The organism is Mobiluncus porci (assembly GCF_009695935.1).
GTDB lineage: Bacteria > Actinomycetota > Actinomycetes > Actinomycetales > Actinomycetaceae > Mobiluncus > Mobiluncus porci.
Map to the genome: position 1 here is coordinate 16,859 of NZ_VUMY01000024.1, position 17,703 is coordinate 34,561.

The window sequence follows — 17,703 nt, forward strand, 5'->3', positions numbered from 1 at the left end:
TGATTCAGACGTAGGACTGCTCCTGTTCTAGACTCCAACGGTATTCCGCTTGGGTTTCAATAAGTTCCTGGTGAGTGCCGCGGGCAATCACGGTCGTAGGGGACTCGGGGGTGGTTTTCCCAAGAACCAAAACCTCATCGGCTACCCCCAGGGCACTTAGACGGTGCGTCACCAGTAGCACCCCGCGTTCTCCGCTTTTACCGGTTGTGAGGAGATCTGTGACAAGTTGGTCAGCCATCTCCCCGTCCAGATGCTCCCCGGGTTCGTCCAAGGCCAGCAACTGCGCCGGCGTTGCCAGCGCGCGCGCCAAGAGAACACGCCGCCGCTCCCCTCCGGAGAGTGCCGCGCCGTCAAGACCAAGTGAGGTATTCAGGCCGTCTGGAGAGGCTAGGAGCCAAGCGCCCATTCCGGCTTGTTCCAACAGTTTCTGGGCCTCGAGATCCCCGACATTGGCTCTCGCCACGCGAATGTTTTCCAAAACCGAGGTCTGGAAAATGTGGGCGTCTTCGGCGGTCATTATAATCCTTGATGCCACCTGGTCGCGGGGGAGCTCATCAAGATTGCGTCCACCCACCGTGAGCGAGCCGGAGACGGGAGGAATCAGTCCCGCCAAGGTATAGAGCAAAGTGGACTTGCCGATGCCGGATTGACCCACCACCGCAAGCGCCTTCCCGGGATGCAGCTCGAGGTTGATGCCTTGAGCCACCACGGGCCCTCCCGGCCAGCCTATAGCGAGATCCTTGGCCACGAGTACGGGGTCAGGGAGGAGGACGCTCTTGCGGGTAGTAGGTTCTTTGGTGGGATTTCCTTGCGCAACTGCGCTCAAAGTTGGGGAGACTACCGTGGCTCCGGACTTGTCTTCGGCCTCAATCACCCGCAGCGCTTTCTCCACTTCGTTAGCCCCGCCCATCAGGTCAATCAAACGGGTCGCGGCGGCACCGGAAGAAACGAGCTGAACCGCGGCGGGGGCAAGTTGGGAAGTGCCCTCGAAGGCTGCCAGGGGGGCGAGAACCAGAATCGCCAAGTTCACGTCCCAAAGTTGCCCCGACAGAACCAGTGGCGTGCCAATCAGGAAGCCACACAATACGGCTAGACCCATCGCAAAATTGTCGATAAAGCTAGCAATGGAGGAGGGCCTAGCGGCTTTGTCTTTGAGATCCTGGATTTCTTTTTCGACCCGTTCCAGGTGGGCTTGGGCTTCGGGGAGTCGTCCCGAAACAGCGAGCTCCGAAGCGTTCATCATCAAGGTTTGGGCACTCGCGGTGAGCTCAATCTGCGCTTGTTGCGCGGCCAACTCCGCGATTCGCGCCGAACGAATCGTCAAGAGTGGCCCGATAACGCCGGCGAGGATGAGACACAGCGCCAAGGCAAGGGCGGCCGCGGGGGAGAGGAACGCAAAAAGAATCACCGTCCCCAGACCGGTTATCGCCGTCACCATGGCGGGAAGCACCGATTTCACGACGAAATCGCCGACGGAATCCACATCTCCGCCCGTGCGGGCGAGAATCTCGCCGCGGCGTAGCGCGGCAATGTTCTTGGTCGGGCGGCCCGCAAGAATCCGGTAAACCGTGTGACGCAAATCCGCGACCCCCAAAAGCGCCACCTTGTGGGAGGCGAGACGCTCCAGATAGCGGAAGAGCGCTCGTCCGATGCCAAACATGCGGACACTGACCGCGGCAACCGCCAGATCCATCCACAGGGCATCAATCTGGGAGGCGCGAGCAATCATCCAGGCGGCAATGACCGAAAGGCCAATGGCGCTAACGAGCGTAAGGACGCCGAGCAGAATCGCCAGCGCCATGTTGCCGCGCTTCAACCGCATCATCCGATAGGCCAGTTTCAGGCTGCGGATTTCCTTTCGGGTCATGAAGGCGCTGGCAGTTTGGGTTTCTTTTTGCAAGGGTTTCGCGTTCATGCGCTCACCTCCGCATCAGCAAAGTCGAGGTTCAAAATCAGGGGAGGGAGGTCCTCTCGCCCGTCCGGTTTACGTTCTTTTTCGCGAGTCCTCGGCTTTGCGGCGAGTATCGCGGCGGCTTCTTCGGCTTGTTCGGCCTCGCTAAAGGCTTTCGTCTGGACCGCAATCGTGTCATCTGCGATATTCAACACGGCTTGACGGTGGGCGATGACAACCACGGTTTTCCCCTGCTGTTTCAACGCATTGATACCGGCGATTACCAGGGTCTCCAAGTTGGCGTCAAGATGCGCCGTCGGTTCATCCAACACGATTAACTGGGAATCTCCCGTAAGCGCGCGGGTCAAAGCCAGTCGCTGACGCTGTCCGACAGAAAGACCGACCCCTCCCGCACCGAGGAAGGTCTGCCACCCGTCGGGAAGGGCCGCGACAACCTGGGCAAACTTGGTGATTTCCGCCGCCTCCAGGAGGGCCTCGCTCGGCTCCTGGGCCTCGTTTTCACCAAGGTTCTCTAAAACAGTGCCGGGGAGAATGGCAGGGTTTTGGGGAACCCACGCGCATTGGCTCCACCAAGAACTCGGGTCAATGTCTTTGAGCTCGATAGTTTCGGTTCCTTCCGTGTGGATAAGAATGGAGCCAAGATCTAGACCCTGCAAGCCCAGCAAGCTCATCGCCGTAGTGGTTTTTCCAGAACCAGAAGGACCGGAGAGCGCATAGATTTTCCCGGGCTCGAGAGTGGCGGACAAACTGGCGGGAGCCCACATGCCGCGTGCTTTCACCCCGATATTGACGAGCTCAATGCGGGAGGTTTTGAGATTCGGGGCGGGGCGGTTACCGGTTTCGGTCAGGGGTTCTTCGAGGATATTGAAGGCCGCCTCAGCAGCAGTCACCCCATCGGAAGAAGCATGGAACTGCTTCCCGACCTGGCGCAGCGGCTCGAAGACTTCGGGTGCCAGCATAATCACGACGAGTCCGGTGAAAAGATCCATACCACCGCCAATCATGCGTGCCCCGATTTCGACCGCCACAATAGCCACGCAAAGGGTTGTGAGGAACTCCAGCACTCCGCCGCTCATAAACGCGACTCGCAAGGTAGCCATGGTGGAGCGGGTGTATTCGTAGCCCACACGCTTGACCTGTTTTGCGGGGTCTTTCTCGCGTCCCAGCGCCTTCAAGGTGGCTAGACCCGACAGGAGGTCAACAAGTTGCCCACCCATGCGTTTCATGGAGGCCAGGCGCTTATCGGAATAGTCTTGGGTGAGTTTCCCGATGAGAATCATGAACAGGGGGATGAGGGGGATAGTGACGCCGGCAGCGATAGCGCTTGGCCAGTCCAGAATCAGAATCACCAGCAGTGTCAGCGGGGTGACCGTCACCGAGAGCAATAGCTCGGGGAGGAAGAATACGAAATAGGCGTCCAGGTCTTTTAGCGCCCGCACCACGGTGGTCACCGTGTCTTGGCCGTGTTGGACTTGCCAACGTGGCCCGAGTTTCGTGGCGTGGTCGAGGACTTTGGCGCGAATCTCTTTGATGGCTCCCGTGGCGGCGCGGTGGGCAAACCACTGTCGAATCAGCAAGGTGAGGGCTCGGAGGAAGAGCACTGCCAGTAAGGCCAGCAAAGTGGGAGCCACCACATCCAAGCCAACGTGGTTAGTGATGACGTTCGAGGCGGCTTTCGCAATCAAGAGATCTTGGCCGATGATGAACACGGCGGAGAGAAAACCAAAAATGGTGATGAAGATAATATAGCCACGCGCGCTTTTCGCGTATTTCAAAAGCCTCGGATCCATCGGTTTCACCCGTTAACCCTTACATATTCAGGCCTAAAATTCTAACTGAGATTTTAAATTGGAGCGGGCGGGTTGCTTCAAGCAACCCGCCCGGCGGAGTGACCGCGACTAAATGATTAGCCCACCAAGAAGTTAGCGCCAGCGCGCACATTTCCGGGCTCTAGGCCACCAGCCGGAGCCGGAGCGATGCGAGCGCGGAACATGTACACCGACCAGATGGTGTATCCGAGCACGACCGGCACGAGGATGACGGCCGCAATGGTCATCACAATCTGCGTAGCCGGTGAAGCCGCGGAATCCCAAATCGTCAGGGAGTACGCCGGATCAACAGAGGACTTCATGACGTAGGGGTAGATCATGGCGAACACCCACGCCACAGCGAAGGCCACGCCCGCGCTGTTGAAGATGAAGGCCTTGCCGGAGCTCTTCTGGAAAGCGAAGAGCAACGCCACGATGAGGCATACTGCCGCTATGACCAAGAAGATCAACGCGAAGATGAATCCCTCGCCCTTGAACGCGAAGGTGCCCCACACGGCGAAGACCGCAGTCAGCAGAGTCGATGCCAAAGCAGCCTTCGGAGCGAAAGCCACAGCGCGATCGTGAACCGCATCGGTCGTCTTCAAGGAGAGGAACAACGCGCCTTGCGTCAAAGCCAAGGAGGCGATGACCAAACCACCGAGAATGCCGAACGGAGTCAGCAGGCTCAGCAACTGGGCGAAGGGCATGTCACCCAAGCCTACGAGGTTGTGAACGTGAACGGACAAATCGATGTTTCCGGTTCCGACCTCTGTGAACGGATCCTTCGGATCGACCACGACAATCTTCATACCTTGGACGAGGTTAGCGAAAGCCACACCCAAGAGAATCGGCACGAGCCAGCCCGCCACCATCTGGATGGTGTCCCAGCGAGAGCGCCACGCTTCGGACTTCAACTTGTTGCGCCATTCAATAGCCGCGATACGGCCAATCAGCGCGAGCAAGATGAGGAACAAAGCGATGTACATGCCGGAGAACATGACCGCGTACCATTCGGGGGAGGAAGCGAAGGTCGCACCACCGGCGGTGAGCAACCACACTTCGTTTCCGTCCCAGTGCGGGCCAATCGCGCGAACCATCTGGCCGCGTTCTTCGTCGGTCTTACCGAGGATACGCAGGAGCATTCCGGTACCGAGACCGTAGCCTTCGAGAATGAGGTAGCCAGACCAGAGGACGGCGACCAAGATAAACCACAAAACTTGCAATACCATGATCAAATCCTCCTTAAGCGAACGTCAGTTCTTGAGAAGCGGAGACCGGACCGCCATCGGCAGCCGGAGTGTTGATGCCCTCTTTGGAGTAACGCACCAGGAGACGGAACCAGATGATTCCGAGCACCAGGTAAAGTACGGTGAATCCAATGAGGGAGATGAGGAGCTCGATGGGGTTGACCACGCCGGACAAGCCATCGCCGGTCAGCATGTAAACCCCGCCGAGACCCACATTTGTGAGCTCGTAGTTCTCGTCGAAAGCATCCACGTTCGGGTAAACGATGAAGGGCTGACGACCGATTTCAGTCATGATCCAGCCGAACATTGCCGAAAGGAACGGCATCGGCAAGGTGATGAGAGCCAACTTGGACAGACCCTTAGAGGTAGCAACCTTGCCACCGCGAGTCTGGTACAAGCCGATGATTGCCAGCGCCGCCATGAAGACGCCCAGACCCATCATCAAACGGAATGACCAGAAAGTGATGAGCATCGGGGGAGCGTAGGGAGCCCAGCTATAGTCAGCCACATCGCCCTGACCCTTGAGTCCGGAGGTGGCGGCGGTATCCGTGTTCGGAGATTTCGGCTCAGCCGCCTTAATCTTCTCGAACAGGTTTGCGGTGCGCTCCGAGGAATCTGCCATACCAGCAATGGTGCGCTGGAAGGAGTTGTGAGCCACGAAGCCCAAAACGCCCGGAATCTTACCGATACCGGCTTCAACCACGGGCCACTTGTCGCCTTCCTTCTGGATGTCTGTCGGGCAGTCAGAGAACGCGAACAAGGCCAAAGCACCGGATTCACCGGAACAGAGTCCCTCAGCCGCAGCCATCTTGCCTGGCTGATAGTAAACAAGGTGCTGACCCTGAAGGTGACCGGAAGCCACCGTCAATATGCCGGCTACGAGCATGATAGTCATTCCCCAACGGGCAATCGGACGCCACACTTCGCGAGCCTCGGTTTCACCGATGCCCCCGGCATTTGCGGAACGAACCATCCACCAGATGGAAATACCGGCCACAATGGTCGCGGCCAGCAAGATAGAAGAGGTTACAACGTGGAAGACTGCGAGCCACATGGTGGAGTTCAACACCACCGAGAAGAAGGCCGCGGCGCTATCGAGGGTCGCACGACCGGTTTCGGGGTCGAAGTGAGCCCCTACCGGATGCTGCATCCAGGAGTTTGCGCCAATAATCCACAGCATGGAGGTGTTAACACCCACCATAACCAACCACGCGACAACCACGTGGGCTTTCTTGGAGATCTTACCCCAACCGAAAATCCACACGCCTAGGAATGTGGACTCCATAAAGAAGGAGAGCAAGGCCTCAAAAGCCAGTGGAGCGCCGAAGATGTCACCGACGAAGCGGGAGTATTCAGACCAGCCCATGCCGAACTGGAACTCCTGCACGATGCCGGTGGCGACGCCCAGAGCAAAGTTAATCAGGAACAATTTTCCAAAGAACCGTGTCGCCTTCAGCCAATATTCCTTGCCGGTGCGGTACCACAATGTCTCCATAAGTGCTACCAGCAAGGACATGCCGATGGTGAACGGAACCAGGATGAAGTGGTAGACGGTTGTAATACCGAACTGCCACCGCGCCAAATCGAGGCTTTCAAGCCCCATTGAGACGACGGTCACCTTTTTCCGCCTTTCCGTAGAATTAATAGAAATTGCATTGTGACCCCGATTCAAAACGTAATCGGCAAAGCGATGACATAGAGAAGCTGGATCACGCCATAAATCTACCCTAAAATTTACCAAATAGGTGAATTTCGGGTGTGTTTGGAGGTTTTGGGAAAAGAAAACGTCGAGATGATGTAGGATTGTCCCAGCGGGATAGCTGGTTAGAGCAACCTACGTCGGCGAAAGAATCGAATCTCGGATTCAGGCTTGATTCCTTGAGATTCAACGGTTCTCCTCCCCGAGAATAGACTTCCGTCCGTGGCGGTATCCGCGGGCCATTACAGGAGCGTTTCCGTTTGTGGTTGCAAAACGGGGACGCGGGAGTTCAAGAAGAATATGACAACTGAATCCACTACCAACGCCACTGTTGATAAAAATGCGACTGGAGAAAAGAAAGCCTCCAGTAGCCAAAATGCTCCGGCTTTAGCGCTTCCAGCCGCAAATCTGCTCTTCCAAGCGCCGGATTTGTCGAGTTTTACTGCTGTTAGTAACGAATCGACCGAGAAGCGCCACCAAAATCGTCGTGACACTAACCGTGGCGAAGAAGACAGCGATAATAATTCAAACGAGTCAAAGCGGACCCGTCGTCGCAAGAATAGCGAGGAGTCCGAAAAACCCCAGGACAAAACTCACTCCCGCTCTAATCGAAAGAACGAGACTGGTGAAAACGGGGAGAAGAACACTTCTAGTTCCTCAACAAACAACGAAAACTACGGAACTACCAAACGCCGACAGTCTCGTAACCAAAACCAGGACACCACCTGTTCTGAAAGCGAAAATCAAGAACCGACCCGTCGGCGTCGTCACCGAACCCGCTCGGATGCCGATGCTAACACCAACCCGCAAGTCCAAGCCCTGGAAGGTTCAACTCGTCTCGAAGCCAAGCGGATTCGCCGCAAAGCCGGTCGTAAAGAGAGTCGACGTCGGACTCCTATTACTGAGGCAGAGTTTTTGGCGCGTCGCGAAAGCGTGAAACGGGAGATGGTGGTGCGCGAACGCGATGGTTTGAACCAGGTAGCCATCTTGGAAGATGGTCTCTTGGTGGAACACTACGTTTCTCGCCACACGCAAACTTCTATGGTCGGGAATATCTATCTCGGCAAGGTGCAAAACGTTTTGTCATCAATGGAGGCGGCCTTTGTTGACATCGGCAAAGGACGCAACGCAGTCCTTTATGCCGGGGAAGTGAACTGGGACGCGGCTGGGCTGAACTCCAAGACGGGACGGATCGAAGACGCTTTGAACCCGGGAGACCTCGTCTTGGTGCAGGTCACTAAGGATCCCATAGGACATAAAGGGGCGCGTCTCACCTCTCAGATTACCCTTGCGGGACGGCACCTAGTTCTGGTTCCGAGCGGAGCCATGACCGGAATCTCACGGAAACTCCCCGAAGAAGAACGCAAGCGTTTGAAGACGCTTCTGAAAACCATGATTCCCTCCAGCTACGGAGTGATCGTCAGGACCGCCGCGGAAGGCGCGAGCGAGGAACAACTGCGTAACGATGTGGATCGGTTGGTGAAAATCTGGGAGGATATCGACACTAAGCGGAATAAGGCCAAGAACGGGCCACTCTTGCTGCACGGGGAACCGGAACTGGCGGTGCGGGTGGTTCGCGATATTTTCAACGAAGATTTCACGAGCCTCACGATTCAAGGAGACGAAGCCTGGCGCACCATCTCGAAGTACGTGGGCGATCTCTCTCCGGAGTTGAAAGATCGGCTCCAACATTGGAAGGGTGAAGACGATATCTTCGCCGCCCACCGCGTTGATGAACAGCTCGCTAAAGGCTTTGAACGCAAAGTCTGGCTGCCTTCGGGGGGCTACCTCATTATTGACCGCACCGAAGCCATGACCGTTATCGACGTCAATACGGGACGCTATATCGGAGCCGGTGGGACTTTGGAAGAGACGGTAACCAAGAACAACCTTGAGGCCGCCGAGGAAATCGTGAGGCAGTTGCGCTTGCGCGACATCGGCGGGATTGTCGTTATCGACTTTGTGGACATGGTCATCGAGTCCAACCGTGACCTGGTGTTGCGACGCTTGGTCGAATGTTTGGGACGCGACCGCACTCGCCACCAAGTCACCGAGATCACCTCGCTGGGGCTGGTCCAGATGACCCGCAAGCGCGTGGGCCAAGGCTTGGTGGAGGCTTTCTCAACCCAGTGTGAATGCTGCGATGGGCGCGGGTTTATTGTTCACGATGTGCCGGTGGAAAACAACGGCCAAGCGCCGGAAGACGTGGTGAAGCATTCGACTTCTCGCCGCGGTTCCACCAATTCTTCAACCACGAAGCGGGGGCGCGGGGCAAAAGCCAAGTCGGTCAAGGAGACGAAACCGGAAGTGCGTCAAACCATGGCGGGAATCGCCGCCGCCGCCCACGCCCAAGATGAGGTGGAGGAACCTGAAACGGTTGACACCATTAAATTGAATGACTTTGAAGAACAGAGTCCCGAGCCGCAGCGTCCGGTGAAGGAACTCACTCGCGGGAAGGACAAACCGGCTCTCGGCGCTGCCGCGGGACGCCTCGAGCTCGGTAACGGTTCCGATTCCGCTAGTGGCCAGCCGCGACGTCGTCATCGGCGCGCCGCCTCCACCGGAGTCATCAACACGGATGCGGACGGCGCGAATATCGTCGTGACCGACAACTAGATTCGGCGAAATGGCGAATTTACTTGGAGGCCAGAACCTCCACGTTGAATACCCCGATAAGTTGCTTCTGGGCGGTGTGACCGTGGGGGTTTCCGCTGGAGACCGGATCGGGATTGTGGGGCGCAACGGGGACGGGAAGTCCACCTTGTTGAAGATACTTTTCGGCGCCATGCAGCCCCATTCCGGTCTCGTCACCCGGCGTAAGGGGATTCGGGTCGGCTTGTTGGGACAAGAGGACGTCTTAGCGGGTGCCGACACCGTTGAGGCCGTCTTATTGGACGGACGTGCGCGCCACGAAGTCTTGGCCAATCCGCGGATTCGCAACGTTTTAGAGGGACTCACCGGCGGAATCGACTGGGAGAGTCGGGTCGAGGAACTTTCCGGAGGACAACGACGACGCTTGGCCTTGGCGAGACTCCTGATTGGGGATTGGGACGTCATCGGTCTCGATGAGCCCACCAACCACCTCGATATCGAGGGCGTGACGTGGCTCGCGGCGCATCTAAACCGGAGATGGGCCACGAACTCGGGGGCATTGTTGCTGGTGACGCACGATCGCTGGTTCTTGGACGCGGCGACTCACGACACCTGGGAGGTCCACGACGGGAATGTGGAGCCGTTCGAAGGCGGGTACGCGGCCTATGTTTTGGCTCGGGTCGAGCGGGATCGACAGGCAGCAGTGGCGGCGGAAAAACGCGAAAATCTCTTGCGGAAAGAACTCGCGTGGCTGCGCCGCGGAGCTCCGGCTAGGACCTCCAAACCGAAATTTCGCCTAGATGCCGCGAATGCGCTTATTGAAGACGTGCCGAAACCGCGCGACACGGTCGAACTGGTGAAACTCGCCACTGCTCGCTTGGGGAAAACCGTGATTGACCTGGTGGACGTGGATTTTTCCTATGAAGGTTCGGGCGGGAAACCGGTCTTGGAAGATGTGACCTGGCGGATTTCTCCAGGGGAGCGCGCCGGCATTTTAGGATCCAACGGGGCGGGGAAATCGACTCTCCTGGGGCTCGTGGCTGGTGAGTTAGCGCCGAGTGCGGGACGCCGCCGCGAGGGGAAAACCGTCAAGCTTGGTCTTCTCGACCAGGAGTTTCGGGCGTTAAAAGAGATCTCCGATTATAAGGTCTATGAGCTTCTTGGCAAGCTCAAGGGGTCTTTCGAGGTGGAAGGGCTCGAGTTGAGCCCTTCCCAGATGCTGGAAAGATTGGGTTTTAATACTTCACAGTTACAGGCAAAAATTGGGGCGCTAAGTGGCGGACAAAAGCGGCGACTCCAAATTTTGTTGCTGTTGCTAGAAGAACCGAATGTTCTGATCCTCGACGAGCCAACGAATGATATCGACACCGATACCTTGACCGCTTTGGAAGACGTGTTGGATGCGTGGCCGGGAACCCTGATTGTGGTGTCTCACGACCGGTATCTGATTGAACGCATCACCGATGTGCAATATGCGGTTGTTGATCACCACCTGCGGCATCTCCCCGGCGGGGTGGAAGAATACCTGCGGTTGGCCTCGAATGCTTCGACGGAGAAATCGACTGCGGAGGCCAAGGAAAGCGCGGAGACTGCTGTAAAGAACAGTGGAAAAGCAGCGTATCAGGCCGAGAAACAGCTGGCCGCCCTGGAACGCAAGCTCGATAAGTCTCGCGCCCGACAGGCCGAGATTGAAACCGAGATGGGGAAGAGCGACCCCGCGGACTACGAGACTTTGGCGAGGCTTTCCAAGGAACTTAAGTCAGAAAAAACCGCCGAAGCCGAGCTTGAAACCGAATGGCTCGAGCTGGCTGAGGAGGTTTAATCTACCAGTAAAATCAGGCGGGAGGGACTAGGTATCGATAGAGTTGGATTATGGACGATCCCACACCTACGGTTCCTGCCGGAATTCCTGAACTCGATGCTTCTACCCCGCGCAACACCGCCTCCCGAGCCCAGTTGCTCATCATTACGGGGATGAGCGGCGCCGGAAGATCCCAAACCGCGCAATCCTTGGAAGACCTCGACTGGTATGTGGTCGATAACCTTCCTCCGCGGATGTTGCAACCCTTGGCGCGAATGATGACTCCTGAAGGGGATGGTGTCCACCGGCTGGCCGTGGTCGTGGACGTGCGCTCAAGAAGCTTCTTTTCCGAATTCATGACCACCTTGGACCAGCTCCAGGAAGCCCATATCGAGTACCAGGTCCTTTTTCTCGACACTTCCGATTCCGTCCTCGTGCGCCGCTATGAACAGGTGCGTCGCCCTCACCCCCTCCAAGGCAAGGGCCGGATTCTTGACGGAATCCAAGCGGAACGCGAACTGCTGAATCCCATCAGAGACCGCGCCAATATCTATATCGATACGACAAACTACTCCGTTCACGACTTAGCGCGGAAAATCCGCGAGGTTGTGGCCGACGAAGAACCGGACGGTCTCAACATCACCGTGATGAGTTTCGGTTTCAAATACGGGCTTCCCCTGGACGCGGATCATGTGGTGGACGTGCGGTTTTTCGCGAACCCCTACTGGGTGACGGAACTACGGCACCTGTCCGGTAAGGACGAAGCCGTGGCGAAGTATGTTCTTAGCCAGCCGGGAGCGCGCGACTTTGCGGAAAATTATGTCAATACGATAGCGCCGGTTCTAAACGGATATCTACGCGAGTTAAAACCTTTCGTAACAATTGCTGTGGGTTGCACCGGAGGACGTCACCGTTCGGTGGCGATTTGCGAATACATGGCGAAACTGTTGCGCGAAAAAGATTTCTCAGTGCGCACCGCCCACCGCGACTTGGGGAAAGAATAGGTCAGTCATGTCGAAACAATACGGGAATCTCAGCCACTGGCCGAACCGTCATCAACAGCCCAAGGTGGTTGCTTTCGGTGGAGGCCACGGTCTCTACGCGACTCTGCAAGCGTTACGCCACGTCACCCGCAATTTGACGGCGGTGGTGACCGTGGCAGATGACGGGGGATCTTCCGGGCGACTGCGCGAGGAATTCGACCTGATTCCCCCCGGTGATCTCCGCATGGCGTTGGCGGCGCTTTGCGACGAAAGCAATTGGGGCTTGACCTGGCGGGATATCCTCCAATTCCGGTTCAAATCCGATGGGGAACTCAACGGACACAGCCTGGGGAATCTACTGATGGCCGGCCTGTGGGAGATTCTGGGGGATCCGGTGTCCGGACTCGACTGGTTGACGCAGTTGCTGGATGCGAAGGGGAGGGTTCTTCCGCTGTCCCGCGTGCCAATGGAAATTACCGCTGAAATGGAGGTCGGCGGGACGCTCAGAACTGTCAAAGGCCAATCGAAGATTGCCAAGGCTCCGGGGATGATCCGCTCCATTCGTCTCGATCCTCCCGACGCTCCTGTCCCTCCAGAAGTCCTCGAGGCCGTTGCGGAAGCTGACTGGATAGTTCTAGGACCCGGATCTTGGTTCACTTCGGTGATGCCGCATTTACTCCTGGCTCCCTTGCGCGAGGCGCTATCCCAAGCGAGTGCCCGGAAAGCCCTGGTTTTGAACCTTTCTCGTCAGCGCGGTGAGACTCAGGATCTGCCTTTGCCGGACCACCTGCGGGTACTCGGGCAATATGCCCCGGAATTGGGGCTCAACATTGTGATTGGTGACCCCGCGGCGGTGGTGGATATAGACGATCTGGAACATGCCGCACAAACGCTTGGTTGTGAAGTAATGTTGCGCCAGCTCTCGGTGGGCGATGGTACGGCCCGCCACGATCCGCTGCGTCTGGCGGCCGCGTTTCGCGATGCCATGAGCGGTAACTGGGGAGATCTGGCTCCCATCGAGGACTTGGATAATCATTAGCTAGAATAGATGAGGTTTTTGGACGGATCAGGAATTGAGAGGCTAGGTATATGTCGCTGACCGCTTCGGCAAAGGACGAACTCGCGAGAGTAGTGTCGGAATCGCGCGCGGATTTTCGCGCGGAAACCTCTGCGCTGTTGCGTTTTGCAGGAGGAATTCACCTGGTGGCCGGGAATATCGTCGTGGAAGCAGAACTCGACAACGCTGCTGCCGCCAAGCGCCTCCAGATTGCCCTCATCGACCTCTACCGCGCCGCTTCTTCAGTCGTAGTTGTGGGTGGCGGGGGATTGCGAAAAAGCGACCGCTATGTGGTTCGCATCGTTACCGGCGCAGAAAAACTGGCTCACGACACTGGCCTGTTGGACAAAGCGGGACGTCCCATCCGCGGTCTCCCTCCCGAGTTGGTTTCCGGACCGATTTCGGCTTGTGTAGCGGCTTGGCGCGGCGCCTTCTTGGCCCGCGGATCCTTGACCGAACCGACTCGTTCCTCAGCGCTCGAGGTGACCGCTCCCGGCCCCGAGGCTGCCTTGGCATTGGTGGGTCTCGCGCGTCGGCTCGGTGCGAACGCAAAGTCTCGGGAAGTGCGACAAATGTTTCGCGTGGCAGTGAGGGAAAACGATTCCATCACAACTTTACTTCAACAAATGGGTGCCACTCAGTCCCTTTCCGTGTGGGCAGATCGGCGTGAAAAACGCGAAAAACGCGGGGAAGTCAACCGTTTGGCGAACTTCGATGACGCGAATATGCGCCGCTCTACCCGCGCCGCAGTCCTGGCGGGAGCGCGGGTACGTCGTGCTTTTGAGATCTTGGGAGACGATATTCCCGAACACCTGGTGTCGGCGGGCAAACTGCGTTTGGAATACAAGCAAGCCTCCTTGGAGGAACTGGGCCAATTGTCCACTCCCCAGTTGACGAAGGACGCGGTAGCGGGACGGATTCGCCGTCTGCTGGCGATGGCGGATAAGAAGGCCTCAGAACTCGGGATTCCCGATACTGAATCAGGTTTAAATTCGGAGCTTCTGGAGTCCTGAGGGCTTCTCCTGGGGCTTGAGGTGCGTTCGCAAGGGGGGGGGATGGGGAGCAACATTTTGCTCTCTCTTTATAAAGTCCGGAATTTTTAGGGACTTATCTCCTGATTTTCTTCCCTAAATCGGTGTAGGTTTTAAGAGCTGGTTGACTATTTAGCCAGGGGCCGAAGTTCCGTTACGGAGCTAGAGCCTTCAAGATAACCTAATAGTGCGCGAAGCGCACAAGATGGAGGAAATTGTGACTGTCCGTGTTGGCATCAATGGCTTTGGCCGTATTGGCCGTAACTTCTTCCGCGCCGCCCTCGAGCAGGGCGCGGACATCGAGATTGTCGGCGTGAACGACTTGACCGACAATCATACCCTGTCCCACCTGTTGAAATACGATTCGGTGACAGGTCGCCTGGGTAAGGAAGTCACTTATGATGACGAATCCATTACTGTTGACGGTAAGAAATTTGCAGCAATGGCCGAGACTGATCCGGCGAAACTCCCGTGGGGTGACTTGGGAGCCGACGTGGTGATTGAATCTACCGGTCGTTTCGTAGATGGCGATAAGGCTCGCGTCCACCTGGACGGCGGCGCCAAGAAGGTTATCATCTCCGCACCCGGCAAGGGCAATGTGGATGCCACCTTCGTGATGGGTGTGAATGATGACACCTATGATCCGGCCAAGCATAACGTGATTTCTAACGCATCCTGCACCACGAACTGCTTGGCTCCGATGGCCAAGGTCTTGAACGATGAGTTCGGTATCGAGTACGGCTTGATGACAACCATTCACGCCTACACCGGTGACCAGCGTCTCCACGACGCCCCGCATAAGGATATGCGTCGGGCACGTGCCGCTGCGGTGAATATCATCCCGACCTCGACTGGCGCAGCGAAGGCTGTGGGTCTGGTTCTTCCTGAGTTGCAGGGCAAGTTGGATGGCTACGCACTACGCGTGCCGGTCATCACCGGTTCCATCACCGACCTGACCTTTATGCCGAAGAAGTCCTGCACCGTTGAAGATGTCAACGCGGCAATGAAGGCTGCCTCGGAAGGCGCGTTGAAGGGGATTCTCGGTTGGTCCGATGACCAGATTGTCTCCACCGATATCGTTACTGACCCCTTGAGCTCTATCTTCGATGCCCCCCTGACCAAGCAGGTTGACAAGATGATCAAGGCCGTGTCTTGGTACGACAACGAGTGGGGCTACTCCAACCGCCTCGTTGACCTGACCATGTTGGTTGGCAAGCAGCTCTAAATTTTGGGGCTTTAAATGTGAGGGCGTCTGTTGTCTTTGAGCGACAGACGCCCAAACATTTCCGATTGCAACTTGAAAGAAACGAAGGATAAATATGCTGAAAACGATTGAATCATTGGGGGATTTGCAAGGGAAACGCGTGCTGGTGCGCTCCGACTTCAATGTGCCCCTGAAAGACGGCGTCATCACTGACGATGGACGGATTCGCGCGGCTTTGCCGACCCTGAAGAAACTCCTGGACGGTGGGGCAAAGGTCATCATCATGGCTCACCTCGGCCGCCCAAAGGGCCAGGTTATGCCCGAGTTCACTTTGGCGCCGGCGGCGAAACGTCTCGAGGAACTCATCGGGGCAAAGGTGACTTTGGCCGCGGACGTGACTGGTCCGGATGCCCAGGCTAAGGCCGAAGCTCTGGGAGACGGCGAAATCCTGATACTCGAAAACGTGCGTTTCGACCCGCGGGAAACCTCGAAGGACGATGCGGAGCGTGGCGAGCTTGCCGCCGAGATGGCGAAACTCGCGGATTGCTTTGTTTCCGACGGTTTCGGGGTGGTTCACCGCAAGCAGACTTCCGTCTACGATATCGCGAAGCTTTTGCCGTCGGCGGCTGGCCTGCTCGTCGTGAAGGAAATCGAGTCTTTGCGCAAAGCTACTGATAATCCGGAGCGCCCCTACACGGTCGTTCTGGGTGGTTCGAAAGTTTCCGACAAGCTCGGCGTGATTGCGAATCTGCTGGGTAAGGCTGACACTTTGCTCATCGGTGGCGGTATGGCCTTTACTTTCTTGGCAGCTCTTGGTCATGGGGTCGGAAAGTCTCTCTTGGAAGAAGACCAGATCGAAACCGTCAAGGGCTACCTCGAGAAAGCCAAGCAAAACGGGGTGGATCTGGTTTTGCCGGTTGACGTGGTGGTGGCTCCGGAGTTCAAGGCTGATTCTCCGGCAACCGTGGTGGCTGCCGATGCCATTCCAGAAGACCAGATGGGACTCGATATCGGACCAAAGTCCGGCGCCTTGTTCGCCGAGAAAATTGCTGAATCAAAGACCGTGGTCTGGAACGGGCCGATGGGTGTCTTCGAGTTTGATGCTTTTGCTGGCGGGACGAAGGCCGTGGCCAAGGCGCTCCAAGACGGACAAGCCTTCAGCGTCGTGGGAGGCGGGGACTCCGCCGCGGCAGTGCGCCTGCTCGGTTTCGACGAGTCGAAGTTCTCGCACATCTCCACCGGCGGTGGGGCCTCGCTGGAGCTCTTGGAAGGCAAAGTATTACCCGGAATTGAAGTATTGGAGGATTAATCATGGCAAGAATTCCGCTTATGGCAGGCAACTGGAAGATGAACCTCGATCACCTCGAGGCCATCAAACTGGTCAATGAATTGAATCTGGATTTGGAGGACCACCGCCACGACTTTTCTGCGGTGGAAGTGGCGGTGATTCCGCCGTTTACCGACATTCGTTCGGTGCAAACCACGATTGACGGCGATGATATGAAGATCAAGTACGGCGCCCAGGATGTTTCGACCCACGATAATGGGGCTTACACCGGCGAGGTTTCCACCGCGATGCTCACCAAGCTAGGGTGCTCCTACGTCGTGGTGGGGCACTCGGAGCGTCGCGAATATCACCAGGAAACCGATGCGGTGGTGAACGAGAAGGCTCGCAAGGTGTTGACCGCCGGGATGACTCCGATTATCTGCTGCGGAGAAAACCTCGAGGTCCGCAAGGCCGGCAAGCACGTCGAGCACGTCCTGGCCCAGATTGAGGCAGACTTCGACGGGATTCCGACCCCGGATGCCGCCAAGTGTGTCGTGGCCTACGAGCCGATTTGGGCCATTGGGACCGGAGAAACCGCGACTCCGGAGAATGCCGAAGAGGTTTGCGGAGCGATTCGCGAGAAGATTGCGGCGCTCTACGGCCCCGAGGTTGCCGAAGGGATGCGGATTCTCTACGGTGGCTCCGTGAAGTCGAGCAATGTCGCCGAGCTTATGGCCGAGCCCAATGTGGACGGCGGTCTGGTTGGCGGCGCGTCCTTGAAAGCGGAGGAATTCGGCAAGATTTGCCGCCTCGGCAAGTAAGTTAGCTAGAAGACCTGGCGCGGGGGCCGGCGGGAAACCGCCGGTCCCCGAAGCATTTATTAAGGCGCTGTTTGCGTGAAGTGTTGGCGGATTATCGGAGTCGCAGTCCCCGCTAGTTACGTAACTCGGGAAATTTCGGCATCTTCTGGAATATGGCGGTGTCAAGTGGTGAGTGCAACATTGAGTGCTTCGGCGGGGTTTTGCCAGCCGAGGGTTTCGCGGGGGCGGATGTTTAGAAGGTGTTGCATTTCTGTGATGTCGTCGTCGCTGATTTTTCTGAA

12 protein-coding genes are annotated in these 17,703 nt (G+C 57.2%); 8 read left to right on the forward strand and 4 right to left on the reverse strand.

Annotated features, from left to right (window positions below; translation table 11 throughout):
* Positions 1-4: 4 nt before the first annotated feature.
* The 4 genes from cydC to FYJ63_RS10415 all read right to left on the reverse strand — a co-directional run bounded on the left by cydC (position 5) and on the right by FYJ63_RS10415 (position 6,570).
* Positions 5-1,915, reverse strand: coding sequence for a thiol reductant ABC exporter subunit CydC (cydC, locus tag FYJ63_RS10400; protein ID WP_154546451.1), 1,911 nt, complete (start codon positions 1,913-1,915; stop codon positions 5-7).
* Positions 1,912-3,711, reverse strand: a complete 1,800-nt coding sequence (cydD, locus tag FYJ63_RS10405) for a thiol reductant ABC exporter subunit CydD (RefSeq protein ID WP_420846025.1) — start codon at positions 3,709-3,711, stop codon at positions 1,912-1,914. Before cydD ends, cydC begins: the two co-directional genes overlap by 4 nt.
* Positions 3,712-3,818: 107 nt before the next feature.
* Positions 3,819-4,949, reverse strand: a complete 1,131-nt coding sequence (gene cydB, locus FYJ63_RS10410; protein WP_154546453.1) for a cytochrome d ubiquinol oxidase subunit II — start codon at positions 4,947-4,949, stop codon at positions 3,819-3,821.
* Positions 4,950-4,962: 13 nt separating this feature from the next.
* Entirely contained in the window at positions 4,963-6,570 is a 1,608-nt protein-coding gene (locus FYJ63_RS10415; protein ID WP_154546477.1) for a cytochrome ubiquinol oxidase subunit I, read from the reverse strand.
* Between the two features lie 396 nt (positions 6,571-6,966).
* Between FYJ63_RS10415 and FYJ63_RS10420 the strand changes: the two genes are divergently transcribed.
* From FYJ63_RS10420 to tpiA, 8 genes are all read left to right on the forward strand, one after another.
* Positions 6,967-9,282 carry an Rne/Rng family ribonuclease gene (locus FYJ63_RS10420; RefSeq protein WP_229770145.1) on the forward strand — a complete coding sequence of 772 codons (2,316 nt, stop codon included), beginning with the start codon at positions 6,967-6,969 and terminating at the stop codon, positions 9,280-9,282.
* Between the two features lie 10 nt (positions 9,283-9,292).
* A complete protein-coding gene (locus FYJ63_RS10425) occupies positions 9,293-11,080 on the forward strand; it encodes an ABC-F family ATP-binding cassette domain-containing protein (RefSeq protein ID WP_154546455.1) in 1,788 nt (595 codons plus the stop codon).
* 50 nt (positions 11,081-11,130) lie between these two features.
* The gene (gene rapZ, locus FYJ63_RS10430) at positions 11,131-12,063 is read left to right on the forward strand and encodes an RNase adapter RapZ (RefSeq protein ID WP_154546457.1); all 933 of its coding nucleotides are present in this window, start codon (positions 11,131-11,133) and stop codon (positions 12,061-12,063) included.
* A 7-nt stretch (positions 12,064-12,070) separates the two neighbouring features.
* Complete coding sequence (locus FYJ63_RS10435; protein ID WP_154546459.1) at positions 12,071-13,081, forward strand: gluconeogenesis factor YvcK family protein; 1,011 nt, start codon at positions 12,071-12,073, stop codon at positions 13,079-13,081.
* Between the two features lie 50 nt (positions 13,082-13,131).
* Positions 13,132-14,112 carry a DNA-binding protein WhiA gene (gene whiA / locus FYJ63_RS10440; RefSeq protein WP_154546461.1) on the forward strand — a complete coding sequence of 327 codons (981 nt, stop codon included), beginning with the start codon at positions 13,132-13,134 and terminating at the stop codon, positions 14,110-14,112.
* Positions 14,113-14,347: 235 nt separating this feature from the next.
* On the forward strand, positions 14,348-15,355 hold the full coding sequence (gene gap, locus FYJ63_RS10445) for a type I glyceraldehyde-3-phosphate dehydrogenase (protein ID WP_277028340.1): 1,008 nt from the start codon (positions 14,348-14,350) through the stop codon (positions 15,353-15,355).
* Between the two features lie 97 nt (positions 15,356-15,452).
* Complete coding sequence (locus FYJ63_RS10450) at positions 15,453-16,643, forward strand: phosphoglycerate kinase (protein WP_154546483.1); 1,191 nt, start codon at positions 15,453-15,455, stop codon at positions 16,641-16,643.
* 2 nt (positions 16,644-16,645) lie between these two features.
* Positions 16,646-17,422, forward strand: coding sequence for a triose-phosphate isomerase (gene tpiA / locus FYJ63_RS10455; RefSeq protein ID WP_154546463.1), 777 nt, complete (start codon positions 16,646-16,648; stop codon positions 17,420-17,422).
* Positions 17,423-17,703 lie beyond the last annotated feature (281 nt).